24 protein-coding genes are annotated in these 25,934 nt (G+C 65.7%); 19 read left to right on the top strand and 5 right to left on the bottom strand.

Annotated features, from left to right (window positions below; translation table 11 throughout):
* The first annotated feature begins 357 nt into the window (after window positions 1-357).
* The 15 genes from SM765_RS15890 (at window position 358) to SM765_RS15820 (ending at window position 14,016) form a co-directional block, all read left to right on the top strand.
* A complete protein-coding gene (locus tag SM765_RS15890; protein ID WP_342455896.1) occupies window positions 358-1,212 on the top strand; it encodes an urease accessory protein UreD in 855 nt (284 codons plus the stop codon).
* A gap of 17 nt (window positions 1,213-1,229) precedes the next feature.
* On the top strand, window positions 1,230-1,532 hold the full coding sequence (locus tag SM765_RS15885; protein ID WP_065272254.1) for an urease subunit gamma: 303 nt from the start codon (window positions 1,230-1,232) through the stop codon (window positions 1,530-1,532).
* Between the two features lie 20 nt (window positions 1,533-1,552).
* Window positions 1,553-1,726: a hypothetical protein gene (locus SM765_RS15880; RefSeq protein WP_165832673.1), complete on the top strand. Its 174-nt coding sequence runs from the start codon at window positions 1,553-1,555 to the stop codon at window positions 1,724-1,726.
* Window positions 1,723-2,028 (top strand): urease subunit beta, encoded by a 306-nt coding sequence (locus SM765_RS15875; RefSeq protein WP_274831600.1) that lies wholly within the window; start codon window positions 1,723-1,725, stop codon window positions 2,026-2,028. Before SM765_RS15880 ends, SM765_RS15875 begins: the two co-directional genes overlap by 4 nt.
* A gap of 236 nt (window positions 2,029-2,264) precedes the next feature.
* A complete protein-coding gene (gene ureC / locus SM765_RS15870) occupies window positions 2,265-4,001 on the top strand; it encodes an urease subunit alpha (protein WP_274837951.1) in 1,737 nt (578 codons plus the stop codon).
* Window positions 4,002-4,143: 142 nt separating this feature from the next.
* The gene (locus SM765_RS15865) at window positions 4,144-4,377 is read left to right on the top strand and encodes a hypothetical protein (protein WP_274829475.1); all 234 of its coding nucleotides are present in this window, start codon (window positions 4,144-4,146) and stop codon (window positions 4,375-4,377) included.
* A gap of 43 nt (window positions 4,378-4,420) precedes the next feature.
* Complete coding sequence (ureE, locus tag SM765_RS15860; protein ID WP_274837950.1) at window positions 4,421-5,017, top strand: urease accessory protein UreE; 597 nt, start codon at window positions 4,421-4,423, stop codon at window positions 5,015-5,017.
* Complete coding sequence (locus tag SM765_RS15855; protein WP_274837949.1) at window positions 5,007-5,654, top strand: urease accessory protein UreF; 648 nt, start codon at window positions 5,007-5,009, stop codon at window positions 5,652-5,654. The genes ureE and SM765_RS15855 overlap by 11 nt, the downstream gene beginning before the upstream one ends.
* On the top strand, window positions 5,651-6,292 hold the full coding sequence (gene ureG / locus SM765_RS15850; RefSeq protein ID WP_274837948.1) for an urease accessory protein UreG: 642 nt from the start codon (window positions 5,651-5,653) through the stop codon (window positions 6,290-6,292). Before SM765_RS15855 ends, ureG begins: the two co-directional genes overlap by 4 nt.
* Before the next feature lie 360 nt (window positions 6,293-6,652).
* Window positions 6,653-8,257: a glucose-6-phosphate isomerase gene (gene pgi / locus SM765_RS15845; RefSeq protein ID WP_274837947.1), complete on the top strand. Its 1,605-nt coding sequence runs from the start codon at window positions 6,653-6,655 to the stop codon at window positions 8,255-8,257.
* Window positions 8,258-8,305: 48 nt separating this feature from the next.
* The gene (gene zwf, locus SM765_RS15840; protein WP_274837946.1) at window positions 8,306-9,754 is read left to right on the top strand and encodes a glucose-6-phosphate dehydrogenase; all 1,449 of its coding nucleotides are present in this window, start codon (window positions 8,306-8,308) and stop codon (window positions 9,752-9,754) included.
* Window positions 9,755-9,814: 60 nt separating this feature from the next.
* Window positions 9,815-11,623, top strand: coding sequence for a phosphogluconate dehydratase (gene edd / locus SM765_RS15835; RefSeq protein WP_274837945.1), 1,809 nt, complete (start codon window positions 9,815-9,817; stop codon window positions 11,621-11,623).
* Between the two features lie 4 nt (window positions 11,624-11,627).
* Window positions 11,628-12,275 (top strand): bifunctional 4-hydroxy-2-oxoglutarate aldolase/2-dehydro-3-deoxy-phosphogluconate aldolase, encoded by a 648-nt coding sequence (locus SM765_RS15830; RefSeq protein WP_274835410.1) that lies wholly within the window; start codon window positions 11,628-11,630, stop codon window positions 12,273-12,275.
* Window positions 12,276-12,466: 191 nt separating this feature from the next.
* Window positions 12,467-13,291 (top strand): sulfite exporter TauE/SafE family protein, encoded by an 825-nt coding sequence (locus SM765_RS15825; RefSeq protein ID WP_274837944.1) that lies wholly within the window; start codon window positions 12,467-12,469, stop codon window positions 13,289-13,291.
* A gap of 29 nt (window positions 13,292-13,320) precedes the next feature.
* Entirely contained in the window at window positions 13,321-14,016 is a 696-nt protein-coding gene (locus SM765_RS15820; protein WP_274837943.1) for a FadR/GntR family transcriptional regulator, read from the top strand.
* Between the two features lie 10 nt (window positions 14,017-14,026).
* Here SM765_RS15820 and SM765_RS15815 read toward each other — a convergent pair whose 3' ends face one another.
* The 4 genes from SM765_RS15815 to SM765_RS15800 form a co-directional block, all read right to left on the bottom strand.
* Complete coding sequence (locus tag SM765_RS15815) at window positions 14,027-15,058, bottom strand: aminoglycoside phosphotransferase family protein (RefSeq protein ID WP_274837942.1); 1,032 nt, start codon at window positions 15,056-15,058, stop codon at window positions 14,027-14,029.
* Window positions 15,059-15,156: 98 nt separating this feature from the next.
* Window positions 15,157-15,384 carry a DUF2798 domain-containing protein gene (locus SM765_RS15810; protein ID WP_065272240.1) on the bottom strand — a complete coding sequence of 76 codons (228 nt, stop codon included), beginning with the start codon at window positions 15,382-15,384 and terminating at the stop codon, window positions 15,157-15,159.
* Window positions 15,385-15,504: 120 nt separating this feature from the next.
* Window positions 15,505-16,257: a hydroxypyruvate isomerase family protein gene (locus SM765_RS15805; RefSeq protein WP_065272239.1), complete on the bottom strand. Its 753-nt coding sequence runs from the start codon at window positions 16,255-16,257 to the stop codon at window positions 15,505-15,507.
* 197 nt (window positions 16,258-16,454) lie between these two features.
* On the bottom strand, window positions 16,455-17,039 hold the full coding sequence (locus SM765_RS15800) for a DUF1285 domain-containing protein (RefSeq protein ID WP_274837941.1): 585 nt from the start codon (window positions 17,037-17,039) through the stop codon (window positions 16,455-16,457).
* A 64-nt stretch (window positions 17,040-17,103) separates the two neighbouring features.
* Here SM765_RS15800 and SM765_RS15795 point away from each other — a divergent pair, with 64 nt between their 5' ends.
* The 4 genes from SM765_RS15795 to SM765_RS15780 are packed head-to-tail and all read left to right on the top strand — an operon-like array spanning window position 17,104 to window position 23,865.
* Window positions 17,104-18,111: an AAA family ATPase gene (locus SM765_RS15795; protein WP_274829463.1), complete on the top strand. Its 1,008-nt coding sequence runs from the start codon at window positions 17,104-17,106 to the stop codon at window positions 18,109-18,111.
* Complete coding sequence (locus tag SM765_RS15790) at window positions 18,108-19,019, top strand: DUF58 domain-containing protein (protein WP_274837940.1); 912 nt, start codon at window positions 18,108-18,110, stop codon at window positions 19,017-19,019. The genes SM765_RS15795 and SM765_RS15790 overlap by 4 nt, the downstream gene beginning before the upstream one ends.
* The gene (locus SM765_RS15785) at window positions 19,016-21,802 is read left to right on the top strand and encodes a DUF4159 domain-containing protein (protein WP_274837939.1); all 2,787 of its coding nucleotides are present in this window, start codon (window positions 19,016-19,018) and stop codon (window positions 21,800-21,802) included. Before SM765_RS15790 ends, SM765_RS15785 begins: the two co-directional genes overlap by 4 nt.
* Before the next feature lie 11 nt (window positions 21,803-21,813).
* Complete coding sequence (locus tag SM765_RS15780) at window positions 21,814-23,865, top strand: hypothetical protein (RefSeq protein WP_368981628.1); 2,052 nt, start codon at window positions 21,814-21,816, stop codon at window positions 23,863-23,865.
* A gap of 20 nt (window positions 23,866-23,885) precedes the next feature.
* Here the strand turns inward: SM765_RS15780 and pbpC are convergent, their stop codons facing one another.
* On the bottom strand, window positions 23,886-25,910 hold the full coding sequence (pbpC, locus tag SM765_RS15775; RefSeq protein WP_425537304.1) for a penicillin-binding protein 1C: 2,025 nt from the start codon (window positions 25,908-25,910) through the stop codon (window positions 23,886-23,888).
* Between the last annotated feature and the right edge of the window lie 24 nt (window positions 25,911-25,934).

Genomic DNA, 25,934 nt, shown 5'->3' with positions numbered 1-25,934 from the left:
TTCCCTTGCGAAAGAAGGGCGGCAGCACTAGGTCAGCCCCGCAACTGTTGTTGCAAATCGTGTGGCGGTCTAACCGAGGTCCAATTCGTATGGCCGCCACACTCCCACAGCCGATGCAGGTCTTGCGCCTCGGCCTCACTCAGGTTTCTGCACCGCGGCAAACTTGGCAAACGCTAGCCGCGGCGCATCCCTGCGGAATCCCCAAATGCACAAAAAGCAGGCGACCTTTTGCGGTATCGCCCATTTTTTGATCCTGAATGCTGGCGCTCCGCCCTTTTAGCGCCTGCAAAATGGTCATTGCGCCCGGCAAAGCGCACTCTTTGGGGCAGACGACAGCGTTCCGCCATGCGTCAGGGAGTGTCAAAGATCACCGAGGCCGCCATCATATCGCGCCAGACCGCCACCCCGGTTCCGACCGCACAGCCGCGCGCCGTGGGCCGCGCGCGGGTCTCGGTCCACCACAAGGACGGTGCGGTGCGCCTGAAGGATCTGCATCAGGCGGGCGCGATGAAGCTGCTGTTTCCACAGGGCCGCCCGCACCCCGAGGCGGTGATGGTCAATACGGCAGGCGGAATCACCGGCGGTGATCGGTTTTCGGTTGCGGCCGCCGCGCTGGACAACAGCCGCCTGACGGTCACCACCCAGGCCGCCGAACGCGCCTATCGCGCCCAGCCGGACGAGACCGGACGCATGGAGACCCGGCTTGAGGTCGCCGCAGGCGCCCGCCTCAACTGGCTGCCGCAGGAAACCATTTTGTTCAACGGCAGCCGCTTTGCCCGCCGCCTGCGCGTGGATCTGGCCGCTGATGCGCGCTTTTTGATGGTCGAACCCGTGGTGTTTGGCCGTCTCGCCATGGGTGAGGCGCTGACCTCGGCCCGGTTCAGCGACCGGGTAGAGATCCGCCGCGACGGTCAGATGATCTATTATGACAGGGTAGAGCTGCGCGATGACATCGCCGCCACCCTGGACCGCCCTGCCGTGGCCGGGGGCGCCCGCGCCATGGCAGCGCTGGTCCTTGCCCATCCCCGCGCCGAAAGCTGGCTGGAGCCGCTGCGCGCGATGCTGCCGGGCACCGGCGGCGTGTCGCTGCTGGCCAAGGATCTGCTGGTCCTGCGGCTGCTGGCAGCGGATGGCTTCGACCTGCGCCAAACCCTTGTTCCCATTCTGGACCGCTTGCTGCCCGATGGCCTGCCGCGTGCCTGGAGACTGTGACAGAGAGACTGTGAGCCATGAACCTGACCCCCCGTGAAAAAGACAAGCTGCTGGTGGCCATGGCCGCCGAAGTTGCCCGCAAGCGCCTGGCGCGCGGCGTCAAGCTGAACCACCCCGAAGCCATCGCCCTGATCACCGATGCGGTGGTCGAAGGCGCCCGCGACGGGCGCCCGGTTGCCGAGATGATGGAGGCCGGCGCCGCCGTCGTGTCGCGCGATCAATGCATGGAGGGCGTGCCCGAGATGATTCACGAGGTTCAGGTCGAAGCAACCTTTCCCGATGGCACCAAGCTGGTGACCGTCCACAACCCGATCCGATAACACCCGACAGGAGAAACAGCATGAAACACCTGCCCGCTCTCGCATCCGCCATCGCGCTCACCGCTGGTCCGGCTCTGGCCCATGGCGGAGCACACCTGCATCCGCACGGCTCGGAAAGCTGGCTGCCCGTGATCCTGGCCGCACTCACCGTTGGCGGTGCTGCGGCGCTGGCCTACGTGCGGTCGCGCAAATGATCCCCGGAGAGCTGTTTCCTGCGGCGGGGGAGCTGACCCTGAACGATGGCACCGAAGCGGTGACGCTGATGGTTGCCAATACCGGGGACCGCCCGGTGCAGGTCGGCAGCCACTACCATTTCGCCGAAACCAATCCTGCGCTGGATTTCGACCGCGCCGCGGCCCGGGGCATGCGTCTGGATATCGCTGCCGGCACCGCCGTGCGGTTCGAACCGGGCCAGCGCCGCGATGTGGCACTGATCCCGATCAGCGGTGCGCGCCGGATCTATGGCTTCAACCAAGAGATCATGGGGGATCTGTGATGCAGGAGGAAGGGCCTCGGCTGACCCTGGGTGGGCGCTGCTTCACCCGCCTATTCCCGCTCCCGCGCGTCACATCGCAGGTCTCGCGCTGTCCGAAACGTCGCAAACGCGGCCTCCCGTGGGGAGGGTCGGGCGCGGCCCGGCCTTGCGACCGGGCAGCCCCGTCAGCTCCTGAGATACGAGATTAACCGGGTCACCGCAGCGCGTGACCACCCGACCGGATAGGAACATCCATCATGCCCGCAAAACTTTCCCGCGCCGATTATGCCGCCATGTATGGCCCCACCACCGGGGACCGGTTGCGGCTGGCAGATACCGACCTGATCATCGAGGTGGAGCGTGACCTGATCACCGAAAACGCGGGCGAGAATGCGCCGCGCTATGGGGAGGAGGTGAAATTCGGCGGCGGCAAGGTGATCCGCGACGGCATGGGACAATCCCAGGCCACCCGCGCGGCAGGCGCCGTGGACACGGTGATCACCAATGCGCTGATCGTCGATCACACCGGCATCTACAAGGCCGACGTCGGCCTTCGGGACGGGCGTATTCACAAGATCGGCAAGGCCGGCAATCCGGACACCCAGCCCGGCGTCGATATCATCGTCGGCCCCAGCACCGAGGTGATCGCAGGCGAAGGGCGGATCCTGACGGCGGGCGGTTTTGACAGCCACATCCATTACATCTGCCCGCAGCAGATCGAGGACGCGCTGCATTCCGGCCTCACCACCATGCTCGGCGGCGGCACCGGGCCGGCCCACGGGACATTGGCCACCACCTGCACCCCCGGTGCCTGGCACCTGGGCCGCATGATGCAGGCCGCGGATGCCTTTCCGATGAACCTGGCCTTTGCGGGCAAGGGCAACGCCTCGCAGCCCACGGCGCTGGAAGAACAGGTGCTGGCCGGGGCCTGCGCCCTGAAACTGCACGAAGACTGGGGCACCACGCCGGCCGCCATCGATTGCTGCCTTGGCGTGGCAGATGCCATGGATGTGCAGGTGATGATCCACACCGATACGCTGAATGAGTCCGGTTTCGTCGAACATACCGTCGCCGCCATGAAGGGCCGTACGATCCACGCCTTCCACACTGAAGGCGCCGGCGGTGGCCATGCGCCGGATATCATCAAGATCTGCGGCGAAGAGCATGTGCTGCCCTCTTCGACCAATCCGACGCGACCCTTCACCGTCAATACCATCGAAGAGCACCTCGACATGCTGATGGTCTGTCACCACCTCGACAAATCCATCCCCGAAGACGTCGCCTTTGCCGAAAGCCGCATCCGCCGCGAGACTATCGCCGCCGAGGATATCCTGCATGACATGGGCGCTTTTTCGATCATCGCCTCCGACAGTCAGGCGATGGGCCGGGTGGGCGAGGTGCTGATCCGCACCTGGCAGACCGCCGACAAGATGAAGAAGCAGCGCGGCCGCCTGGCGGAGGAAACCGGCGACAACGACAATTTCCGCGTCCGCCGCTATATCGCCAAATACACCATCAACCCGGCCATCGCCCATGGGATCAGCCACGAAATCGGCAGCATCGAGGAAGGCAAGCGCGCCGATCTGGTGCTGTGGAACCCAGCGTTCTTTGGGGTGAAGCCTGAGATGGTGCTGATGGCGGGCACCATCGTCTGCGCCCAGATGGGCGATCCCAATGCCTCGATCCCGACCCCGCAGCCGGTCTATTCGCGGCCCATGTGGGGCGCCTATGGGCGGTCAGTGGAAAACTCCGCCGTGACCTTTGTGTCCGAAGCCGCACAGGCCAGCGGTCTGCGCGAGAAACTCGGACTGGCAAAGCAGACCGTCGCCGTCACCGGCACCCGCGATATCGGCAAATCCGATCTGCGGCTCAACGCGGCCACGCCAAAGATCGAGGTGAACCCGGAGACCTACGAAGTGCGCGCCGACGGCGAATTGCTGACCTGCGCCCCCGCAACCGAGCTGCCGATGGCACAACGCTACTTTTTGTACTGAGGAGCGCAAAAAATGAGCATTTTCAGAACGTTGCACAGAGCGCATGGCAGCCATTCCAACTGGGGCCTAGCTAGGTCAGCATTCATGCCCTACCTTGGGTGTCACTGGGAGGAGATCACAACTCAAAAAGGAGTGACCTCCAATGGCATATGCCGCACAACACACCACCGCCTCCGCCAGCGAGAAATCCGTTCTGGCGATTCTGGCAGCACCCTTCGTCGCCTTTGGTCGCGTGATGATCGCGCTGGGCGAAGCCAACACCCGCAGCCAGAAAGTTCAGCGCCTGATGGCCATGAGCGATGCAGAGCTGGCAGAGCGTGGCCTGACCCGCGACAAGATCGTTCATCACGTCTTCTCGGACGTCTACTACATCTGATTCCCGGCACCGCCGGTCTCCAATCGCCGCGCCGGGGGCTGTCATGACCGCCCCCGCGCAGCTGCCCAGCCTGATCGCCCGCCAGTATCACGGCCACAGCCATCAGCCAGAGCCCCGGGACCGGGTGGTTCTGGATTACGAAGCGCGGTTCCTGCGCCGCAAGGTTCTGAGCACCGAAACCGGTGCCCGGCTGCTGGTGGACCTGCCGCAGACGACCTCGCTGGATCACGGCGGGGTTCTGATTCTCGAAGACGGCGGAGAGATCGCCGTCACCGCCGCCCCCGAGGCGCTGCTGGAAGTGACAGCAGGCAACACGAGCGGCGCGGAATTGGTCCGGCTTGCCTGGCATATCGGCAACCGCCACACCCCCTGTCAGATCCAGCCCGAGCGCCTGCTGATTCAGCGCGATCACGTCATCCGCGCCATGCTGGAACGCCTTGGCGCCAATGTGCGCGAGGTTGAAGAGTCCTTCACGCCCGAAGGCGGCGCCTATGGGCACGGGCGCACCCATTCTCACGATCACGGTCATACGCATGATCATGGACATTCCCACGATCACAGCCACGGGCATGAGCATGATCACGGGCACAGCCATTCCCATAGCCACGAGCACGCAGGCGGGCAGGCCCATGAGCATTGAACCCGGCGCCGTCCTTCTGATGCAGTGGCTCTCCCCGGCCTACCCGGTGGGCGCTTTTGCCTATTCGCACGGGCTGGAGGCTGCCTGCACCACCGGACAGGTTACCGATGGGACCGGACTGGCGGACTGGCTGGGCGATCTGCTGCTCTACGGCAGCGGGCGCAGCGATCCGATCATCCTGTCCGCTGCTTACCGCGCAGCGGATGATGTGGCCCTGTCCGAAGTGGACATGCAGGCGCGGGCCTTTGCCCCGTCGCGCGAACGGCTGGCCGAGAGCCTCAATCAGGGGCGCGCCTTTTGCCAGACCACATCCGGTGTCTGGGGCGATACCCTGCCTGACCTCACCTATCCCAGCGCCATTGGCCGCGCGGCGCGCCTGCACGGGCTGTCGCTGGAGCTGACGGCGCATATGTACGTGCATGCCTTTGTCTCGAACCTTGTAGCGGCCGGGCAACGGCTGTTGCCAGTGGGCCAGCTGCAAGGTCAGCAGATCCTGACCGATCTCGGCCCGCTGATCCGGGAGGCGGCACAGAACGCCTGCGAGACAGATCTGGAGGCGCTGGCCGGGGCCAGCTTCGCATCGGACATCGCCTCGATGACCCATGAAACCCAATACTCAAGGATCTTCCGCTCATGAGCAGTTTCAACGGACCTTTGCGCGTTGGTATCGGCGGCCCGGTCGGCGCAGGCAAAACCACGCTGACGGCGCAGCTGGCGCGCGCCCTGTCGCCGCATCACTCGATCGGGGTGATCACCAACGACATCTACACGCAGGAGGACGCCGAGGCGCTGATGCGCATGCAGGTGCTGCCGCAGGACCGGGTGATCGGCGTCGAAACCGGCGGGTGCCCGCATACGGCGATCCGCGAGGATGCCTCGATCAACTTGGCCGCCGTGGCCGAAATGCAAGAGCGCCACACGGATCTGGAAATCGTGCTGATCGAAAGCGGCGGCGACAACCTGTCGGCGACCTTCAGCCCCGAGTTGGCCGATGTGACGCTCTACGTGATCGATGTGGCCGCAGGCGAGGAAATCCCGCGCAAGGGCGGCCCCGCCATCACCCGCTCGGACCTCTTGGTGATCAACAAGACCGACCTTGCGCCGTATGTGGGGGCCTCGCTTGAGGTGATGGAGCGGGACGCCGCGCGGATGCGGGGGGCATTGCCCTTCGTCTTTGCCAGCCTGCGCCATGACAAGGGCGTGGCGGATATCGTCGCGCATCTGTGCAGCATCGGCGGCGTCCAGTCACCGCTGCTGTTGCAAGAAACCGTATGATCCGGGCGGGCAGGACAGAAGCTCCCGCGCCTGACCTCGCCTTTGAAAAAGGCGCGTTCCGTCTTGGGCCGGGCGCTGCGCTTTTGCGCGGCGCCTGGCCCAACTGCGAGGAGGTATTCAGGAATACCCCGCAGCAGGCGGGAGCATCCGCCGCGCCACCTGCAACACAAAGAGACCGATCCAATCTGCCGAATTGACGCAGCCACGGTGGCCTGAGATAACCCGTCCGAACCTATTGCGTGTGGACATATTTACGACTATCAACGTTAGCGCTAACGATTTGTGCAGCTCGCATATGCTAGAACCGCGCCGGGAACAAGATCAGACTCTAATCAGACCACTTGCAAGGAACCTGTTGGAATGAGTGATATCTGGGCACAACTGGCCCGACACAGAGCCGAAACCGCCAATACGCCGTTGCTGTCGCTGTTCGATGACGCGGACCGGTTCGATGCTTTCTCTGCCGACAGTGATGGCCTTCTCCTCGACTATTCCAAGACCTCTCTGGACCAAACGGCCCTGTCCCTGCTGATCGATCTCGCAAAGGAAACCGGTCTGCCGGATCATATCGACGCCATGTTCCGCGGCGAGCGGATCAACGCGACCGAGGGCCGGGCCGTTCTGCACACCGCCCTGCGCGCACCCGCGGATCAGAAGATCCTGGTGGATGGCACAGACGTGATGCCTCAGGTGCAGGAGACCCTGCGCCGGATGGAGGCCTTTGCCGGAGCGCTGCGCAGCGGCGAGACGAAAACCGCGATGGGCGCGGCCTTTACCGATGTGGTCAATATCGGCATTGGGGGCTCCGACCTTGGCCCGGTAATGGCGACGCTGGCCCTTGCGCCTTATCACGATGGACCGCGCTGCCATTTCGTCTCCAACGTCGATGGCGCCCATATTGCCGATACGCTGAAGGATCTCGATCCTGAAACGACGCTGATCGTCATCGCCTCCAAGACCTTCACCACCACCGAAACCATGGCCAATGCCGAAACCGCACTGACTTGGCTGCGCGCGGCCCTGGGGGATGGCGCCACCGCGCATCTGGCGGCGGTCTCCTCGGCGCTGGACAAGACTGCCGCCTTTGGCATCCCGCCCGAGCGTGTGTTTGGCTTTGCCGATTGGGTTGGCGGGCGCTATTCCATGTGGGGGCCGGTCGGCCTGCCGATCCTGATCGCCGTGGGCCCAGACAATTTCCGCACCCTTCTAAGCGGCGCCGCAGCCATGGATGCGCATTTTCAGACTGCCCCGCTAGAGCAGAACCTGCCGGTCCTGCTGGGGCTGATCGGGATCTGGCACAACAACATCTGCGGCTATGACAGCCGCGCGGTGCTGCCCTATGACCAGCGCCTGTCGCGCCTGCCCGCCTATCTTCAGCAGCTCGACATGGAAAGCAACGGCAAGGGTGTGACCCTTGATGGCGAGCTGCTGACCCGCCACTCTGGCCCCGTGGTCTGGGGCGAGCCCGGGACCAATGGACAACACGCCTTCTATCAACTGCTGCATCAGGGCACCCGCGTGGTGCCTGCAGAATTCCTGATCGCAGCCGAAGGGCACGAGCCCGAGCTTGCCCATCAGCACCGGATGCTGGTGGCCAATTGCCTGGCCCAGTCCGAGGCGCTGATGCGCGGCCGCAGCCCGGAGGAAGCGCGCCAACTGGCCGCCGAACGTGGCTTCGAAGGCGGCGAGCTCAAACGGATGACCGCGCATCTGACTTTTCCCGGCAACCGCCCGTCGGTCACTATCGCTTACCCCCGGCTGACGCCTTTTGTGCTGGGGCAGATCATCGCCCTCTTTGAACACCGGGTCTTCACCGAAGGCGCGATCTGGGGGATCAACTCCTTTGATCAATGGGGCGTGGAACTGGGCAAGGAACTGGCGCTCAGCCTGATGCCGATTCTCGACGGCGCCGACCCCACCGGCAAGGACGGCTCGACCCGGGGCCTGCTGGCAAAACTGACCTGAAGACCGGTCCGACATCAACCTGACCCGCTGCAAGGATCTGACAGACACATGGTTTCCCGCGTTATCCCCGTTCAGCCGTTCGATCTGGTCCTGTTTGGTGCCACCGGAGATCTGGCGCGCCGCAAGATCCTGCCGAGCCTGTTTCACCGCTTCCAGATCGGCCAGTTCAGCGACGATACCCGCATCATCGGCTCTTCGCGCGCCGATCTGGACCGGCCCGAGTTTCAGGAGCTGACCGCCGCCGCGATCCGCGAATTCGGCCAGCCCGGCGAAACCAACGAGGCGGATATCGCCGCCTTTATCAAGCTTCTGGATTATGTCGCGGTGGATGCGCGCGGCGATGGCGGCTGGGCCGAGCTGGGCCAGCACCTGCGCGCTGATGTCACCCGCGCCTTCTACCTGTCGGTCGCCCCCAGCCTATTCACCGATATCGCAGACCGGCTCAGCGCTAGCGGCATGGTCACAGCCGAGAGCCGCATCGTGCTGGAAAAACCCTTTGGTCACGATCTGGCCTCAGCGCGGGAGCTGAACCAGGCGCTGCGGGCGCATTTTCAGGAAGATCAGATCTACCGGATCGACCATTATCTGGGCAAGGAAACCGTGCAGAACCTAATGGCGCTGCGCTTTGCCAACTCCCTGTTCGAACCGCTATGGAATTCCTCCCATATCGACCACGTGCAGATCACCGTCGCCGAAAGCATCGGGGTCGAGGGGCGCGGCGAATATTACGACAGGTCCGGAGCCATGCGGGACATGGTGCAGAACCACCTGATGCAGCTGCTGTGCCTCACCGCGATGGAGCCGCCAGCGCGGTTCACGCCGAACGCGGTGCGCGACGAGAAGGTCAAGGTGATCGAGGCGCTGGACCCGGTGGCCCCGGATGATATCGCCCGCGGCCAGTATCGCGGCCGCAACGGCGACAGCTACCGCGAGCATGCGGGCAATCCCGACAGCACCACCGAAAGCTTTATCGCGATGAAGGTGCAGGTGGCGAACTGGCGTTGGGCCGGAACGCCCTTTTACCTGCGCACCGGCAAATGCCTGCGCGAACGGGTCTCCGAAATCGCTGTCTATTTCCGCGACCCGCCGCATAATATCTTCGAAGGCGCCGCAGGGGTGCACGGCAACGTGCTGGTGATCCGCCTGCAACCGGATGAAGGCATCACCCTGCGCACCACCATCAAGGATCCCGGCCCCGGCGGCATGCGCCTGACCGGCGCCAACCTCGACATGACCTTTGCCGACAGCCTGCCCGATGCGGGCCGTCCGCAGGACGCTTATGAGCGACTGATCATGGATGTGATACGGGGTAACCAGACCCTGTTCATGCGCGGGGACGAGGTCGAAGCTGCCTGGGCCTGGGCCGATCCGATCATCGCCAGCTGGGCTGAAAGCGAAACCACGCCGCAGCGCTATGATCAGGGTGGCTCCGGCCCCGAGGATTCGCTGCTGCTGATGCACCGGGACGGGCGCCGATGGCGTAGCATCGGAGATTGACGTCCCCGACGCCACCGCCCCACAGCCCGCCCCGCGCAAGCCATTCGAAAGGCATCTGACATGAGCTTGAACCAGACACTCAAAGAGGTCACCGAACGGATCATCGCCCGCAGTGCGGAGACCCGCAGCGCCTATCTGGCGCGGATGCGCGCTGCGCAAGGCAAGGGTCCGGCGCGGGCACATCTATCCTGTTCCGGTCAGGCCCACGCCTATGCCGCAACCGGCGCCGATCAGGACCCGCTGGCTAGCGGCAGCGCCGGACATCTCGGGATCGTCACCGCCTATAACGATATGCTCTCGGCGCATCAGCCGTTTGAAACCTACCCCACGCTGATCCGCGATGCGGTCCGCGCCAGCGGGGGCACCGCGCAGGTCGCGGGCGGCGTGCCTGCCATGTGCGATGGCGTCACCCAGGGCGAGGCAGGCATGGAGCTGAGCCTGTTTTCCCGCGACACCATTGCGCTCGCGACCGGCGTCGCGCTGAGCCACAATGTGTTTGATGCGGCGGTCTATCTTGGCGTCTGCGACAAGATCGTGCCGGGTCTGGTGATCGGCGCGCAAACCTTCGGGCATCTGCCTGCGGTGTTCCTGCCCGCCGGGCCAATGACCAGCGGGCTGGCGAATGACGACAAGGCCAAGATCCGCCAGAAGTACGCCGCCGGAGAGATTGGCCGTGATGAGCTGCTGAAGGCCGAGATGGCCGCCTACCATGGCCCCGGCACCTGCACCTTCTACGGCACCGCCAACACCAACCAGATGCTGATGGAGTTCATGGGGCTACACCTGCCCGGCTCCTCCTTCGTCAATCCCGGCACCCCCCTGCGCGAGGCGCTGACGGTGGAGGGCGCAAAACGGGCGCTGTCGCTCAGCGCGCTTGGCAACAATTATACGCCGGTCTGCGATGTGCTGGACGAAAAGGCTTATGCCAACGGCATCGTCGGGCTGATGGCCACCGGTGGGTCGACCAACCTGCTGATCCATCTGATCGCCATGGCCCGCGCCGGAGGAGTGATCCTTGACTGGCAGGACTTTGCGGATCTGTCGGATGTGGTGCCGCTCCTGGCGCGGGTCTATCCCAACGGTCTGGCCGACGTGAACCATTTCCACGCGGCGGGCGGGCTTGGCTATATGATCGGGGAACTGCTGAACGCGGGCTTCCTGCACCCTGACACCAAGACCATCGCAGGTGCCGGGCTGGAACAGTACACGCAGGAACCCTTCCTGACCGAGGATGGCCTGACCTTCCGCCCCGGCACCACAACATCGCTGAATGACGCGATCCTGCGCCCGGCACAGGCTCCGTTCCAGCAGACCGGCGGGCTGAAGCGTCTGACCGGCAGCCTGGGCACAGCGGTGATCAAGGTCTCCGCCGTGGCCGAGGAACACCACGTGATCGAGGCCCCCGCTCGCGTCTTTCACGATCAGGAGGAGGCCAAGGCCGCCTTCAAGGCAGGCGAGTTCACCGGCGATGTGATCGTCGTTGTGCGCTTCCAGGGCCCCAAGGCAAACGGCATGCCGGAACTACACAGCCTGACGCCCATGCTGGGCATTCTGCAGGGCAAGGGGCACAAGGTGGCGCTAGTCACCGACGGGCGCATGTCCGGAGCTTCGGGCAAGGTGCCTGCCGCCATCCACGTGGTGCCTGAGGCGCTGGACGGCGGCCCCATCGCCAAGATCAGGGACGGCGATATGCTGCGGCTCGATGCCACCACAGGCACGCTCGACGTGCTCACCCCCGGCGCGCTGGACCGCGAGGCCGCTACGGCGGATCTCTCCGCCTATCAGCACGGCACCGGGCGCGAGCTGTTTTCCCTGTTCCGCCAGGCCGTCACATCCGCCGATACCGGCGCCAGCGTTTTCGGAGACTGATCCCATGTCAATTTCACCGAAGGCGGCCAGCGCCCGCACCCGCGAGATCTGCCAAATGGCACCTATCGTTCCGGTTCTGGTGGTGCATGACGCCGCCCACGCCCGCCCGCTGGCCGAGGCGCTGGTGGCAGGCGGGCTGCCCGCACTGGAGGTCACCCTGCGCACTCCGGCGGCCCTTGATGTCATCCGCGAGATGGCAAAGGTGCCCGGTGGCGTGGTCGGCGCAGGCACATTGGTCACCCCCGATGACGTTGCAGCGGCGGTCGAGGCTGGCGCGCAATTTGGCGTCTCGCCCGGCGCCACCGATCAGCTTCTGGACGCCTGTGAGGCCGCAGGCCTGCCGATGCTGCCCGGCGCCGCCACCGCCTCCGAAGCGATGCGCCTGCTGGAGCGTGGCTATGACATGCTGAAATTCTTCCCCGCCGAAGCCTCGGGCGGGGCGCCCGCGCTGAAAGCCATCGGCGCGCCGCTGCCGCAGATCTCCTTCTGCCCCACCGGCGGCGTCAGCCCCGGCAATGCCCGCACCTACCTGTCGCTGCCCAATGTGGTCTGCGCCGGGGGCAGCTGGGTCGCCCCGGCAGACCTGATCGAGGCGGGCGACTGGGCCGGGATCACCGAACTGGCCCGCGCCGCGCGGCAACTGGCAGGCTGAGCTCCAGAACACCCACCGACAAAACAAGGGACCGAGAGCACCAGCCTTGACAGTCGGGGCCTGTTCCGCGATGTATCGCAACCAATTTGCAATTGGTTGCACTCCTTATCCTGCCATATGGTGACGGGCGCGCGGCCGGACTTCCGACAGCACCCGCCCTGTAGCGCTCACCACCCGAAAGACGATCTCTCATGTTTGAACTCGAAACCCTCCTTCCTCTGGTCGCCGTTGCAGCCGGCTCTGGCATCATCGGCGGTATTCTGGCCGGCCTTCTTGGCGTTGGCGGCGGCATCGTCATCGTGCCCGCGCTTTACTTCGCCCTGTCGCTCACCGGGATGGAACCCGCGCTGACCATGCAGGTGGCGGTGGGCACCTCGCTGTCGACCATCGTCTTTACCTCGCTGTCCTCGGGCTATGGCCACTACAAGAAAGGCGCCATCGACATGGCGTTGCTGCGACTCTGGGCACCGTCGATCCTTGTGGGCGTGGTCATCGGCGGCGTGCTGGGCGGTATCGTTTCGGGGCAGGTGCTGATCGCGGTCTTTGCCACGGTGGCGGTGATCGTCGCGCTCGACATGATCCTGCGCAAGGCGCAAGACAGCGACACTCCGCGCAGCTTTTCCAAACCGGTCTGGGCCGGGCTTGGCGTCGTGGCCGGCTCGATTTCGGCGATGATGGGTATCGGCGGCGGTACCGTTTGCGTACCGATGCTGAACTTCCTTGGCTATGACATCCGCAAGGCCGTGGGCACCTCTGCCGCAATCGGCTTTATCATCGGGGTGCCGGGCGCGCTAATCTACATGGCGACCGGTTTCGGCTCCGAAGGTCTGCCGCCCTTCTCGCTCGGCTATGTGAACCTTCTGCTTGCGGCGGTGATCATCCCGCTCAGCACGACCTTTGCCCGGGTTGGTGTCAAACTGGCCCATAGCATCCCGCGCCGGGCGCTGCGCCTGTCCTTTGGGCTGTTCCTGCTGATTACCTCCGCCCGGATGTTCAAAGACCTGTTTCTGGGTTGATCCGAGGCTGAACAGAGGCTGATCCTGCCATGACACCGCCCCCTGCCCCGCCTTCGGATACCGAGATCGCTGCGCGTCTGCGCCGGGATATCGCCGAAGGCGCGCCGCTGAAGAATGGCCGCCTGCCGCCCGAACGGGAGCTGGCCCAGCGCCACGGTATCAGCAGGGCGCGGCTACGGCGGGTGCTCGATCTGCTGGCCGCCGATGGCACCATCTTCCGGCGCCGGGGACAGGGCACATTTGTGCTGCCGCCCCCGGCCACCGATGCCGCACGCCTGAAACCGCTGGCGCGGCGGGTGACCCCGGCCGAGGTGATCGAGGTGCGCCTGTCACTGGAACCCCGCCTTGCGGCGCTGGCCGCGACCCGCGCCACCCCGCAGGAGCGCGCGCAATTCGCCCAGATCGCCGCGGCCACCCAATCGGCAGAAGATCAGCGGAGCTATGATGCGGCAGATGATATCTTTCACTACAAGATCGCGGAAATGGCCCATAACGCGCTGTTCCTGACCATGTACGAGGCGATCCGCAGCGTGCGTCAGGAGGCCAGCTGGATCCGCCCGCGCGCCGAAACCTATTCTGGCGCGGTATTCGAGATGCTGGCGCAGCAACACCAGGCGCTGGCCACCGCGATCATCGAAGGCGATGCACCGCGCGCGGCAGAGACAATGAAGACCCACCTGCACAGCGTATCAGAAACCCTGTCGCGGGCCGATCCGGCACCCTGATCCGGGGCGTTTATCCAGCCTTTGCCAGCGCCGGACCAGCACCACGCCAGCCCGGCAGCGTCTGATCCAGATATGCGGTCACTTCGGTCAACCCTGCAGCATCCAGCGCCACCTGCATCTGGCGCAAGACGCGGGGCAGGAAGTGCAGGTAGCCGGGTTTACCGTCGCGCTGATGTAGGCGCAGGAACACACCTGCAATACGGGTATGGCGCTGCGCTCCCAGCAGGTGATAGCGCCGGGTGATCGCATCAGCGCCACCGGCGGCATCCGGCGCGGCGGCGATGTAGCGTTCAAGCATTGCCTGCTCCAGCCCCGGTTCCAGATCGCGGCGCGCATCCTGCAACAGCGACACAAGATCATATTCCGCAGGACCGGTCACGCCGTCCTGAAAATCCAGCAGTCCGCAGCGGCGCACTCCGTCGCGTTCGCTGAGCTCCATCAGGTTGTCGACGTGAAAATCGCGCAGCACCAATGTGCGCGGACCAGACAGCGACAGGGTCAGCGGCTCCCGCCACAGATCGCGGAACTCCGCGTCGAACGCTTCCGGGTCGATGTCCGGGCGCAGCGTCGGCGCGAACCAGTGGGAGAAGATCGACAATTCCTCCAGCAGGGTCGCCAGATCATACGCTGGCACCTGCACCGATGCGGCCTGCGGATGATGGTGCAGGTGCAACAGAGCATCCACCGCGAGGGCATAGAGCATGCTCTCGTCCCGCCCGGCAGCCAACTGCACGCTATAGGTCTGGGTCCCGAAATCTTCGATCAGGGCCAGGCCGGTGTCCGGATCGGCGCCAAAGACCTGCGGCGCGCTCAGGCCCAGTTCTGTCAGATGCTGCGCGAGAGACACGAAACCGGCAAACCCCGCCGGATCACTCGGATCCTGCATCAGCATCCTGCCGCGCCCCTCAAGCCGCATATACCGCCGCGCCGAAGCATCGCCAGGCAAGGGCAGCAGGGTTGCATCCGCCTCTCCCTGCTTGGCCAGAAAGTCGGCGATGGTGGGATCCTGCTGAACGGAGGCAGAGGGCGGGGAAGACATCATAGGCAAGGCACCTTGCAGCAACAAAGGACGTGGGCCACAGGTCTGGAGGATTTTCGCCGCCCCGTCCAGCCATGCCGCCCGGTATGTGTGGTCAACCCCTAGCCCTGTTTCACAAGCCCGTTCACAAAACGCCGCACCAGCGGCGCCACCACAAGCACCACGCAGAAGGCCACTGGCCAGCTATAGAGCCAGGAGGTCAGCCAAGTATCAAAGGCCTGCGCGCTGAAACCGCGCGTCCTGAGCGTTGCCACCATAATCACGATGCCCGACATGATCCCGGACAACAGGAAGCCAAACAGAACAGGCGCGAAACGGGCGGGCAGCATGGAAGACTCCTTGTTCACATTCCGGCAGGAATATGTGGCAGGGAGCAACCAATTGCCAGACCGGGGCGCGGGATCGTAATCCCGCGTGAACGTACCTGGAGAATTCTGGTCAAAAAACGCTCAGAGCATCCAGCCGAGACTGTCTTCGGTGCGCAGCGTCGAAGGGGTGTATTCCGCGCTGACCCAGCCCTTGTAGCCGCTGTCGTCGATGGCGGCGAAAAGCTCTTCAAAGTCGACGGGACCGGTGCCCGGCTCACAGCGCCCAGGTGCGGCGCCGATCTGCACGTGCACCACATGCTCCTTGAAGGTCTCCCAGACCTTCAGCGCATCGCCGTGGATCATCTGGGCGTGATAGGCATCGTATTGCAGCCCCACGTTCGGGCGGTTCACCGCCTGCAGAACCTCAGCCGCCAGATTGTAGTCGTTCAGGAAGTAATTCGGCTGGTCCCCGACATTCAGCGGTTCGATGGTGAACTGCTGCGTCGGCGCGCGATCAGCGGCCCACTGCAGGTTCTGGATGAAGGTCTGTTTCGCCAGATCGCCCGTCGCATAACCGGCCATGATGTGAATGGCGCCGGGGCGCAAGATCTCGGCGTAGCGCAGCACCCGGCGGATATCGCGTTGATACCGTTCCCCGCCGCCCGGCAGCGCCGCATAGCCGGGCATACCGCCAGTGTAATTCGGCGGCGGCGCGTTCATCAGCAACAGTTCCAGCCCGTTCGACACCAGCGCCCGCTGGGTTTCCTTTGCCGCCAGTTCATAGGGAAACAGGATCTCAACCGCGTCGAACCCGGCCCGAGCCGCCGCTGCGAACCGTTCAAGATAGGGCAACTCAGCAAAGAGCATTGAGATATTCGCGGCAAACCTTGGCATCGGAGCTCCTGTCGTTTGCCGCAGATTTAAGGCCTCGCAGACTCGGCGCCAAGGGCGGGAAAACGGTGCATTAAACGCAACCGCCACAATATTGCCACAAAATCGACTCTATTTTACCCAAAATGCCAGAACCTGCTAACGATAGCTTAATTCGCTCCCTGGAGACGCGCCGGAAAGGTGGGAGTTCTGGGGCGGTTTCAGCCTTGATCCAGCTCTCCCGATGGGATGACCGGGAAGAATTCCCCAGATGACCACAGGCCGAACCACCCGTCATGATGGCTACCCAGTTCGACCAGCCGGTAAAAGCTCTTGCGATCGATCAGCGCCTCAAGCCCGGCCCGGATCATCACGTAAGGCGACGGCTCGCCAGTCTCGGGATCCCGCACCACCCGGATCGGATGATCCGGCCCCGCCACGGCGCTGTCGCCGACATGGGTGGTGAAGGTCAGCACCTGATCCTCTCCCGCGCCAGAGGCTTCGAAATCGACTGCCACGAAAGGCGCATCATCGACGGTGATTCCGACTTTTTCGACCGGCGTCACCAGGAAATACTTGTCGCCTTCGCGTTTCAGGATTGATGAAAAAAGCCGCACCAGCTCAAACCTGCCAATGGGAGTGCCAAGGTAGAACCACGTCCCGTCCCGGGCGATGCGCATGTCCAGATCGCCGCAAAACGGCGGGTTCCACAGGTGGACCGGCGGCAAACCCTTGCCTTTCTTGGCCGCAGTGGCTGCGGCTGCTATGCCGTCGGCTGTCGGTGTCACGATGTTTTGTCCGCTCATTGTTTTTGCCATTTCCGTTGGGCGAGATACACTAAGACCATATATGCGCCGTGAAAGGAAAGTCATGTCCGAACCCGATGATCTGCTGGCCGACATCGAAGCGCTCGAAGCCAAGCTGCAACAGGCGCGGGAGTCGATCACCCGCCGTTTTATCGGCCAGGAGCGGGTCGTGGACCTGACCCTTGCCACTCTTTTGTGCGGCGGTCACGGGCTGCTGGTCGGACTGCCCGGCCTCGGCAAGACCCGGCTGGTAGAAACCCTGTCGACGGTGATGGGGCTGGATGGCAACCGGATTCAGTTCACCCCTGACCTGATGCCGGCGGATATCCTTGGCTCGGAGGTGCTGGACACCGCCGCCGATGGCAGCCGCGCCTTCCGTTTCGTGCCGGGGCCGGTGTTCTGTCAGCTCTTGATGGCGGATGAGATCAACCGTGCCAGCCCCCGGACCCAATCGGCGCTGCTGCAGGCGATGCAGGAACGCACGGTGACCGTCGCGGGTGAAGACCGGCCGCTTGGTACGCCCTTTCACGTGCTGGCCACCCAGAACCCGATCGAGCAGGAAGGCACCTACCCCCTGCCCGAAGCGCAGCTGGACCGCTTTCTGTTCCAGATCGACGTGCAATACCCGGACCGCAAGACCGAGCGGGACATCCTGCTGGCCACCACCGGTGCAAGCGAGGCCGAGGCGCATCAGGTCTTTACCGCCGATGAGCTGATTGCGGCCCAAAACCTGCTGCGGCGCATGCCGGTGGGCGACTCGGTTGTCGAGATGATCCTGGACCTGGTCCGCGCCTTCCGCCCCGAAGAACCGGGCGCCTCGCAGCGCGTCGTCGATACGGTCGCCTGGGGTCCGGGGCCCCGCGCAGCCCAGGCCCTGATGCTGGCGGTGCGCGCCCGCGCCCTGCTGCAGGCCCGGCTGGCGCCCAATGCCGAGGATGTGATCGATATGGCCCGGCCGGTTCTGACCCACCGGATGCAGCTCAACTTCTCGGCCCGCGCGCGGGGTGACAGCCTGGCCGATCTGATCGACAGCACCGCTGCCGAGCTGACCCGCACCGGAGCCGCCGCGTGACCCAACCCGCCGCCTCTGACGCGTCTTCTCCCGTCGCCCCGGCCGCAGATCTGCGCCACCGGGCCGAAGGGGAGGCCAGCGCCCTGCCGCCGCTTCTGGTCGATGCGCAGATGTTGGCAGGTGCTGTCCTATTGGGGGAGCACGGGCGGCGGCGCGCCGGAACCGGCGATGATTTCTGGCAATACCGTCCCCTGCAACAGGGCGACAGCCGCCGCATGATCGACCATCGGCGTTCGGCCCGGGGTGATGTGCAATTCGTGCGCGAACGGGAATGGCAGATCGCCCAGACGGTGCATGTCTGGACCGATCTTGGCGCCTCGATGCGGTTTTCCTCCAGCCCCGAATTGCCGCAAAAGATCGACCGCGCGCGCCTGCTGGCGCTGGCGGTGTCGGTCCTGATGCTACGCGGCGGCGAACGCGTGGGCCTCACCGGCGGTAGATTGCCCCCGCGCAGCGGCAAGGCCCAGATCCTGCGTCTGGCCGAGATGCTGAGCCGCGAGGACGACGCCGATTACGCACCACCCGAGCACCGCGCCATGGTGCCCCATGCCCGCGCCCTGTTCATCTCGGATTTCCTTGGCCCCTTTGACGAATTGCAGCTGGCGCTGAGCAAGGCCGCCGACCGCGGCGTGCGCGGGGTGCTGTTGCAGGTTCTGGACCCAAGCGAGGAAAGCTTTCCCTTTGCCGGGCGTACCCGGTTTCACAGCATGACCGGCGGGCTGGTGCATGAAACGCTGAAGGCCTCGGCATTGCGTGACCGCTATCTGGACCGCATGGCCGAACGGCGCGACGCACTGGAAGCGCTGTGCCGCACCGCAGGCTGGCGGCTGGGTCTGCATCACACGGGTGACAGTGCCCAGGCTGCGCTGATGTGGCTCTATCACGCGCTGGAAAGGTCCTCCGCATGACCCTGATTGCCGGTATCGGATTTGCCTATCCCTGGCTGCTGCTGGGCCTGCTGGCTCTGCCGATCCTGTGGCTGTTGCTGCGCGCTGTGCCGCCTGCACCGCGGCGGCAGGCCTTTCCCGCCGTGACCTTGCTCTTGGGCCTTGGCGATGACGAAAGCCTGTCCGACCGTACCCCTTGGTGGCTGCTGCTGCTGCGGATGCTGGCGCTGGCGGCAGCGATCATCGGTCTGGCCGGTCCGGTGCTGAACCCGGAAGAACGCGACAGCGGCAGCGGACCGCTGCTGGTGGTGCTGGATGCCACCTGGGCCGGGGCTGATGGCTGGGAGGAGACCCGCGATCAGATCACCGCGCGGCTGGAGGAAGCCGGGCGCAGCGACCGCACCGTCGCCGTCCTGCGGCTGAGCGATCCGCAACCGCTACAATTCCTTGCGGCCAGCGACTGGGCCCGGCAGGTCGCCGGCCTCACCCCCAATCCCTGGCAACCGTCTGCCGATCAGGTGGATCAGGCACTCACGCATATCAGTGAAGCTACAGAAGGCTTTGACACGCTCTGGTTCAGCGACGGGCTGGACTATCCCGGGCGGGAGCGGCTGACCGAGGCGCTGGCGGCCCGCGGCGTCCTGCAGGTGCTGGAGCAGCCCGGCGCCGCCTTTGCGCTGGCACCGCCCAGCTATGCCGATGGCGCGCTGGAACTGACGGTGGAGCGTAGCCTGCCCGGCCCGGCACTGGATCTGATGGTGCAGGCCCGGGGCCGCGATCCCGGCGGCACCCTCCGCAGCCTCGCTCAGGCCACCGCCCGTTTCGATGCAGGCGCCACAAACGCCAGCGTCCGCCTATCCTTGCCGTCCGAGCTGCGCGCCCGGATTACCCGGTTTGAACTGGCAGGCCAGCGCAGCGCCGGGGCCGTGGCCCTAGCCGATGACGGGTTGCGCCGCCGCGAGGTCGCGCTGATCGCCTCGGAAAGCGAAGACGAGGGCCTCGCGCTGCTGTCGCCGCTGCACTACCTCCGTCAGGCACTGGCGCCCACGGCGGACCTGCTGGAAGGCGCGCTCAGCGATCTGCTGCCCGCCAACCCCGATGTGATCATCCTCGCCGATGTCGCCCGCCTGCCCCCGGCGCAGGAACAAGCGGTGATCGACTGGGTCGAAGAGGGCGGGCTGCTGGTGCGCTTCGCCGGCCCCCGTCTGGCCGCCAGCGATACCGCCCGCAGCGAGGAAGAACCGTTGATGCCAGTGCGTCTGCGCCTTGGTGGGCGCAGCATCGGCGGCGCCATGAGCTGGGGTGAGCCAAAGACGCTGGCGCCTTTCGAGGATGACTCTCCCTTTGCCGGGCTGCGCACGCCAGAAGAAGTCACCGTCTCGGCGCAGGTGGTGGCCCAGCCGGACCCATCCCTTGCCGACCGCGTGATCGCCGCCCTTGGCGATGGCACTCCGCTGGTCACCCGCAAGCCGCTGGGGCAGGGGCAGGTGGTGCTGTTCCATGTCACCGCCAATGCCGAATGGAGCAGCCTGCCGCTCTCAGGCCTGTTCGTGCAGATGCTGGAACGGCTAGCGGTTTCTTCGGCTGTCGGCACGCCCGAGGCAACCAGCCTGGAAGGTACCGTCTGGCGGCCTGTTTCGGTGCTGGATGGATTTGGCCGCAGCCGCGAGGCAGGCACCCTGCCCGGTGTGCAAGGGCCTGATCTGGTCGCCGCCCCGGCAGGCCCGGCGCTGCAGCCCGGCCTTTATGATGGCGGCAATCAGACCCTCGCACGCAACGTGCTGCGCGCGGGCGATAGCCTGACGGCGGCGTCCTGGCCTGCCTCGGTTCCGGTTTCCGGCTACAGCGCGGCGCAGGAGCGCCCGCTTGGCGGCGCATTGCTTGGGCTTGCCCTTGTGCTACTGGCGCTTGATGTACTGGCGACCCTGCTGGTCTCTGGCCAACTGGCGCAACTGCGGCGCAGCACCGCCCTTGTCCCCTTGCTCGCAGCAGCAGCTCTGGCACTTGGCGCCCTGTCGCCACGCCCGGCCCTGGCGCAGGAAAGTGGCGCCGCCGATCCGGTCGCGCTGGCCGCCGAGCTGACGCTGGCCCATGTACTGACCGGCAATGCAGAGGTAGACCGGATCGCCCGGGCCGGTCTGCAGGGCCTGTCGGACACGCTGTTCTTCCGCACCTCGGTCGAGCCATCAACGCCCGCCAGCGTCGATCTGGAACGGGACGAGTTGGCGTTCTTCCCGCTGCTTTACTGGCCGGTGACGGCGGATCAGAAAATGCCCTCGGCTGCGGCCTATACAAGGCTCAACGCCTACCTGCGCAGCGGTGGCATGATCCTGTTTGACACCCGCGACGCCGATCTGACCGCTGTCGGCGCCACCAGCCCCGAAGCGCGACGCCTGCAACAGCTTGCGCTGGGGCTGGATATTCCGCCGCTGGAGCCGCTGCCGCCGGACCACGTGCTGACCCGCACTTTCTACCTGCTACAGGACTTCCCCGGCCGCCATCCGCGCGGCCCGCTTTGGGTCGAAGCCGCGCCGCCCGATGCAGAGCAAGACGAAGGCATCCCCTTCCGCACGCTTAACGACGGGGTGACGCCGGTGGTGATCGGCGGCAACGATTGGGCCTCGGCCTGGGCGGTGGACAGCAATGGCCGCCCGCTGCGCCCGGTCGGGCGCGGCTATGCCGGTGAGCGTCAGCGCGAGCTGTCGCTGCGCTTTGGCGTCAATCTGGTGATGCATGTGCTGACCGGCAATTACAAATCCGATCAGGTCCATGTTCCGGCGCTGCTGGAACGGCTGGGGCAATAGGAGCCACGACGATGACGCAGACGATCCTGTTCGACCCGCTGCTGCCCTGGCCCGTGATCTGGGCGCTCGCCGCTGTGACGGTACTGGGCCTAGCGCTGGCCATCTGGGCGCGGATGCGCGGCTGGCTGCTGCGCGCGGGCGCCGCCCTTGGCCTGCTGGCAATGCTCGCTGGGCCAGTGGTGCAGAACGAAAACACCGCCCCCTTAAGCGATATCGTGGTGGTGGTCGCCGATAAAACCGCCAGCCAGAGCCTGCCTGCCCGGCCCGAGCAGATGGCCGAGGCCGAAGAAGAGCTGAGACAGGCGCTAGAGGCCCGCCCCAATACCGAAACGCGCTGGGTCACCCTGCCGGATGCCGCCGATGACAGCGGCACCGCCCTGATGCAGGCGGTTTCCGATGCGCTGGCCGATGCGCCGCGTGGCCGGATCGCCGGGATCATCGCCCTGTCGGACGGTCAGATCCACGATGCCGATCAGGCCCCCGACCTGCCTGCGCCGCTGCACCTGTTGCTGACCGGCAAAGACAGCGACTGGGACCGCCGCCTTGTGGTGCGCAACGCGCCCGCCTTTGGCATCATCGGAGAACCCGTCACCCTGACGCTGCGGATCGAGGATCAGGGCGCCGCGCCCGACGCCGCCGCAACCGCGCCGCTGGAAATTGCGATCGATGGCGCCGAGCCGAAACGGTTCACCCTGCCGGTCGGTGTCGATTTCGAACTGCCCATCGCCCTGCCGCATGGCGGGCGCAACGTGATCGAATTCTCGGTACCCGAAGCTGCCGGAGAGCTGACTGCCCGCAACAACACGGCGCTGATCCAGATCAACGGCGTGCGGGACCGCCTGCGCGTGTTGCTGGTGTCCGGAGAACCGCACCCCGGCGGGCGCACATGGCGCAACCTGCTGAAATCGGATAGCTCGGTGGACCTGGTGCATTTCACCATTCTGCGCCCGCCGGAAAAACAGGACGGGGTGCCGGTGGATGAGCTGAGCCTCATCGCCTTTCCCACGCGCGAATTGTTTCTGGAGAAGATCGACGATTTCGACCTGATCATATTTGACCGCTACAAACGGCGTGGGATTCTGCCTGCGATCTATCTCGACAACGTCGCCGATTACGTGGCCAAGGGCGGCGCCGTGCTGATCGCGGCGGGGCCGGATTTCGCCAGCGCCGCCAGCATCTACCGCAGCCCCCTGTCGGCGGTCCTGCCCGCCAGCCCCACGGCGCGGGTCTTTGAACAGCCCTATCTGCCCCAGGTCACCGATCTTGGCGCCCGCCACCCTGTCACCTCGGGACTGAAACGGGAAAGCACAGACGGGACGTGGGGCCGCTGGCTGCGCCAGATCGATCTGCAGGAACCGCAGGGACATGTTCTGATGGAGGGTGTCGAGGACCGGCCGCTGCTGGTGTTGAACCGCGAAGGCGAGGGACGCGTGGCGCTGTTGGCATCGGATCATGCCTGGCTATGGAGCCGCGGCTATGAAGGCGGCGGGCCGCAGCTGGAACTGCTGCGCCGCCTGGCCCACTGGATGATGAAAGAGCCAGAGCTGGAGGAAGAGGTTCTGACCGCCGAGGCCACCGGCCAGAAGATGCAGATCACCCGGCGCACGCTGCAGGACAGCATCGGCGCCGTCACCATCACCGCGCCGGATGGGTCCGAGACGGTGCTGGACCTGCAGGAACGGGCGCCGGGCGTCTGGCAGGGCAGCTATACCGGCGCCGAGATCGGCCTGTACCACCTCAGCGAAGGCGAGGCCTCAGCCGTCATCGGACTGGGTCCGGCGGCGCCCCGGGAGTTCGGCGAAACCGTCGCCACCGGCGGGGTGCTGCGCCCGGTGGTCGCCACAGCGCGGGGCGGTATCCTGCGGCTGGAGGACGGTCTGCCGCGTCTGCGCGATGTGCGCGAGGGGCGCCCGGCCGCCGGACGTGGCTGGATCGGTCTGACCCCGCGCGAGGCCTATGAAACCCTGTCGGTGTCACAGCATCCGCTGCTGCCTGCCTGGCTGGTGCTGCTGGTTATTGCCGCGCTGATCACCGCAGGCTGGCTGCGCGAAGGACGCGGCTGACCCGGGCCGCAGATCTGCTATCAGTCGATTTCGATCGCGGCCCGGGCCGAGCGGCCCGCCGCATCAAGCACCACCAGATCGGAAAAACCAAGGCCGGGACTGGGGATTTCGAACTCCCGCGCCTGCTGCCCCTGCAGCACCGGTTTTCCATCCGCCAGTACCACGAAAGGCGCAGTGCCGCCGCGCAATTTGACCGGCAGCCCGCCGCCCTCCAGCGCCAGCCGGGCGCCATTCGGGGGGAACAGCATCTGCGGCGCATTCTCTGCCGGTTCGAATACCGCGTCCCGTGCCCGGAAGCGGCGCAGCGGCGCGGGCAATTCCGCCGCCGACAGGATCAGGGTCGCGGCGGGCGGCGGTGGCAGCGCGTCAAAATCGGGCTTCAGCAGACCAAAGGCCTCGAACAGCACCGGCGCGGCCAGATCACCGCCAAAGGCCCCCGGCACCGGGGTGCCATCCGCCCGGCCCATCCAGACGCCGATCACATGGCGCCCATCCCAGCCCAGCGCCCAGGCATCGCGGTGGCCATAGGACGTGCCGGTCTTATAGGCCAGAACACCGGCCCGTGCCCCGGGTGGCGGCGCCAGCCCGCGCAGCACATCGCCCAGCTGCCAGGCCGCAACGTCCGATATCATCCGGGGGCGATCCTGCTGCGACGCCCCCCGCAGCACCCGCAGCGCCGGTCCCTGCCCGCCCGCAGCCAGCCCGGTATAGATCTGCACCAGATCCTGCAGCGAGGTGCCAAGCCCGCCAAGGCTGATCGCCAACCCCGGTTTGCCGCCCGGCAGCCGGGGATCGGCGCCGCCCCGGCGCAGGGCCGCCATCACATGCGCCGCGCCCAGCTCGCGCGTGAGCTTCACCACCGGGATATTCAGGGACAGCTGCAACGCCTCGCGCACCCGCAAGTCGCCACGAAAGACACCGTCGAAATTCTGCGGCGCGTAGCCGTCGAAATCCACCGGACCGTCATGGATCAGCGTCTCGGGGTGCACCAGTCCACGATCAAAGGCCAGCCCGTAGACCAGCGGTTTCAGCGTCGAGCCCGGAGAGCGCAGCGCCTGTGTCATATCGACAAATCCCTGCCGCCCCTGATCGGCGTACCCGGGTGATCCGACCGAGGCGAGCACCTCTCCGCTCTGGTGATCCACTACCATCAGCGCCGCCGAGAGCCGCGCGCCGCTGCGCCGCGCCGCCGCCTGTACCAGCTGCTCCATCCGCTGTTGCAGATCGGCCTGCACCGTCAGGGACAGGCGCCGGGCGCCGGGATTTACGGACAGGGCGCGGTCAGCCAGATGCGGTGCCAGCCGGGGCATCGCAGCCATCTGCCGGGGCAGGCGCGCCTTGGTTGCGATCTCGGCGCTTTCGCTGTCCAGAACACCATCAGCAACCATCCGCGACAGCACCTGCGCGCGTGCTTGTCGCGCGGCCTCGGGCGCCCGATCCGGGCGGCGGCTTTCCGGGGATTGCGGCAGCGCCACCAGCAACGCCGCCTCTGCTGCGGTCAACCTTCGCGGTTCCTTGCCCAGCCAGACGTAACTGGCGGCCCGCAGCCCTTCGATATTGCCACCATAGGGCGCATGGGTGAGATAGAGCCTCAGGATCTCAGCCTTGCTGAGCCGCCGCTCCAGCGCCAGGGCCACACGGATCTGCCGCAGCTTGCCGGACCAGCGCCCGGTCGAGCCATCCTCCAGCAGTCGTGCCAGCTGCATCGTCAGCGTCGAGCCGCCCGATACCACCCGACCATGCCACAGCGCCTGCCCACCCGCACGCAGGAGCGCCAGAACATCCACCCCCGGATGCGACCAGAACCGGCGATCCTCATAGGCGATCAGCATCTCGGTGAACCGGGGATCCACCTGATCGAGCTGCAGCGCCATGCGCCAGATGCCATCCCCAACCGGGTAGACCCGCAGCAGGCGGTCCTCGCGGTCCATTACCTCGAGCGAGGTTTCGGCAAGGGTCAGCGGCAACTCGGTATCGGCAACCCAATCGTCGAACAGACGCCAGCCGATACCGAGCAGCAGTGCAAGCGCGGTAACGGCCCACAGACCCCGCCGCCAGAAGGTCGGACC

The sequence above is a fragment of the Pseudophaeobacter sp. 1A09344 genome, assembly GCF_041008745.1.
Classification (GTDB): Bacteria; Pseudomonadota; Alphaproteobacteria; order Rhodobacterales; family Rhodobacteraceae; genus Phycobacter; species Phycobacter gallaeciensis_A.
The sequence above is the reverse complement of the archived record's forward strand: the minus strand, read 5'-3'. Positions and strand labels throughout refer to the sequence as shown.

What these genes read in the sequence shown, in the direction of transcription:
- edd (WP_274837945.1), top strand. Translation starts at nt 9,815, where the DNA reads ATGAGCTTGAACCAGACACTCAAAGAGGTCACCGAACGGATCATCGCC.
- SM765_RS15800 (WP_274837941.1), bottom strand. Translation starts at nt 17,039, where the DNA reads ATGAGCGGACAAAACATCGTGACACCGACAGCCGACGGCATAGCAGCC.
- ureE (WP_274837950.1), top strand. Translation starts at nt 4,421, where the DNA reads ATGACCGCCCCCGCGCAGCTGCCCAGCCTGATCGCCCGCCAGTATCAC.
- SM765_RS15785 (WP_274837939.1), top strand. Translation starts at nt 19,016, where the DNA reads ATGACCCTGATTGCCGGTATCGGATTTGCCTATCCCTGGCTGCTGCTG.
- SM765_RS15795 (WP_274829463.1), top strand. Translation starts at nt 17,104, where the DNA reads ATGTCCGAACCCGATGATCTGCTGGCCGACATCGAAGCGCTCGAAGCC.
- SM765_RS15885 (WP_065272254.1), top strand. Translation starts at nt 1,230, where the DNA reads ATGAACCTGACCCCCCGTGAAAAAGACAAGCTGCTGGTGGCCATGGCC.
- SM765_RS15780 (WP_368981628.1), top strand. Translation starts at nt 21,814, where the DNA reads ATGACGCAGACGATCCTGTTCGACCCGCTGCTGCCCTGGCCCGTGATC.
- ureC (WP_274837951.1), top strand. Translation starts at nt 2,265, where the DNA reads ATGCCCGCAAAACTTTCCCGCGCCGATTATGCCGCCATGTATGGCCCC.
- SM765_RS15875 (WP_274831600.1), top strand. Translation starts at nt 1,723, where the DNA reads ATGATCCCCGGAGAGCTGTTTCCTGCGGCGGGGGAGCTGACCCTGAAC.
- SM765_RS15805 (WP_065272239.1), bottom strand. Translation starts at nt 16,257, where the DNA reads ATGCCAAGGTTTGCCGCGAATATCTCAATGCTCTTTGCTGAGTTGCCC.
- SM765_RS15830 (WP_274835410.1), top strand. Translation starts at nt 11,628, where the DNA reads ATGTCAATTTCACCGAAGGCGGCCAGCGCCCGCACCCGCGAGATCTGC.
- SM765_RS15815 (WP_274837942.1), bottom strand. Translation starts at nt 15,058, where the DNA reads ATGATGTCTTCCCCGCCCTCTGCCTCCGTTCAGCAGGATCCCACCATC.
- SM765_RS15855 (WP_274837949.1), top strand. Translation starts at nt 5,007, where the DNA reads ATGAGCATTGAACCCGGCGCCGTCCTTCTGATGCAGTGGCTCTCCCCG.
- SM765_RS15810 (WP_065272240.1), bottom strand. Translation starts at nt 15,384, where the DNA reads ATGCTGCCCGCCCGTTTCGCGCCTGTTCTGTTTGGCTTCCTGTTGTCC.
- SM765_RS15865 (WP_274829475.1), top strand. Translation starts at nt 4,144, where the DNA reads ATGGCATATGCCGCACAACACACCACCGCCTCCGCCAGCGAGAAATCC.
- SM765_RS15880 (WP_165832673.1), top strand. Translation starts at nt 1,553, where the DNA reads ATGAAACACCTGCCCGCTCTCGCATCCGCCATCGCGCTCACCGCTGGT.
- ureG (WP_274837948.1), top strand. Translation starts at nt 5,651, where the DNA reads ATGAGCAGTTTCAACGGACCTTTGCGCGTTGGTATCGGCGGCCCGGTC.
- zwf (WP_274837946.1), top strand. Translation starts at nt 8,306, where the DNA reads ATGGTTTCCCGCGTTATCCCCGTTCAGCCGTTCGATCTGGTCCTGTTT.
- SM765_RS15820 (WP_274837943.1), top strand. Translation starts at nt 13,321, where the DNA reads ATGACACCGCCCCCTGCCCCGCCTTCGGATACCGAGATCGCTGCGCGT.
- SM765_RS15825 (WP_274837944.1), top strand. Translation starts at nt 12,467, where the DNA reads ATGTTTGAACTCGAAACCCTCCTTCCTCTGGTCGCCGTTGCAGCCGGC.
- pgi (WP_274837947.1), top strand. Translation starts at nt 6,653, where the DNA reads ATGAGTGATATCTGGGCACAACTGGCCCGACACAGAGCCGAAACCGCC.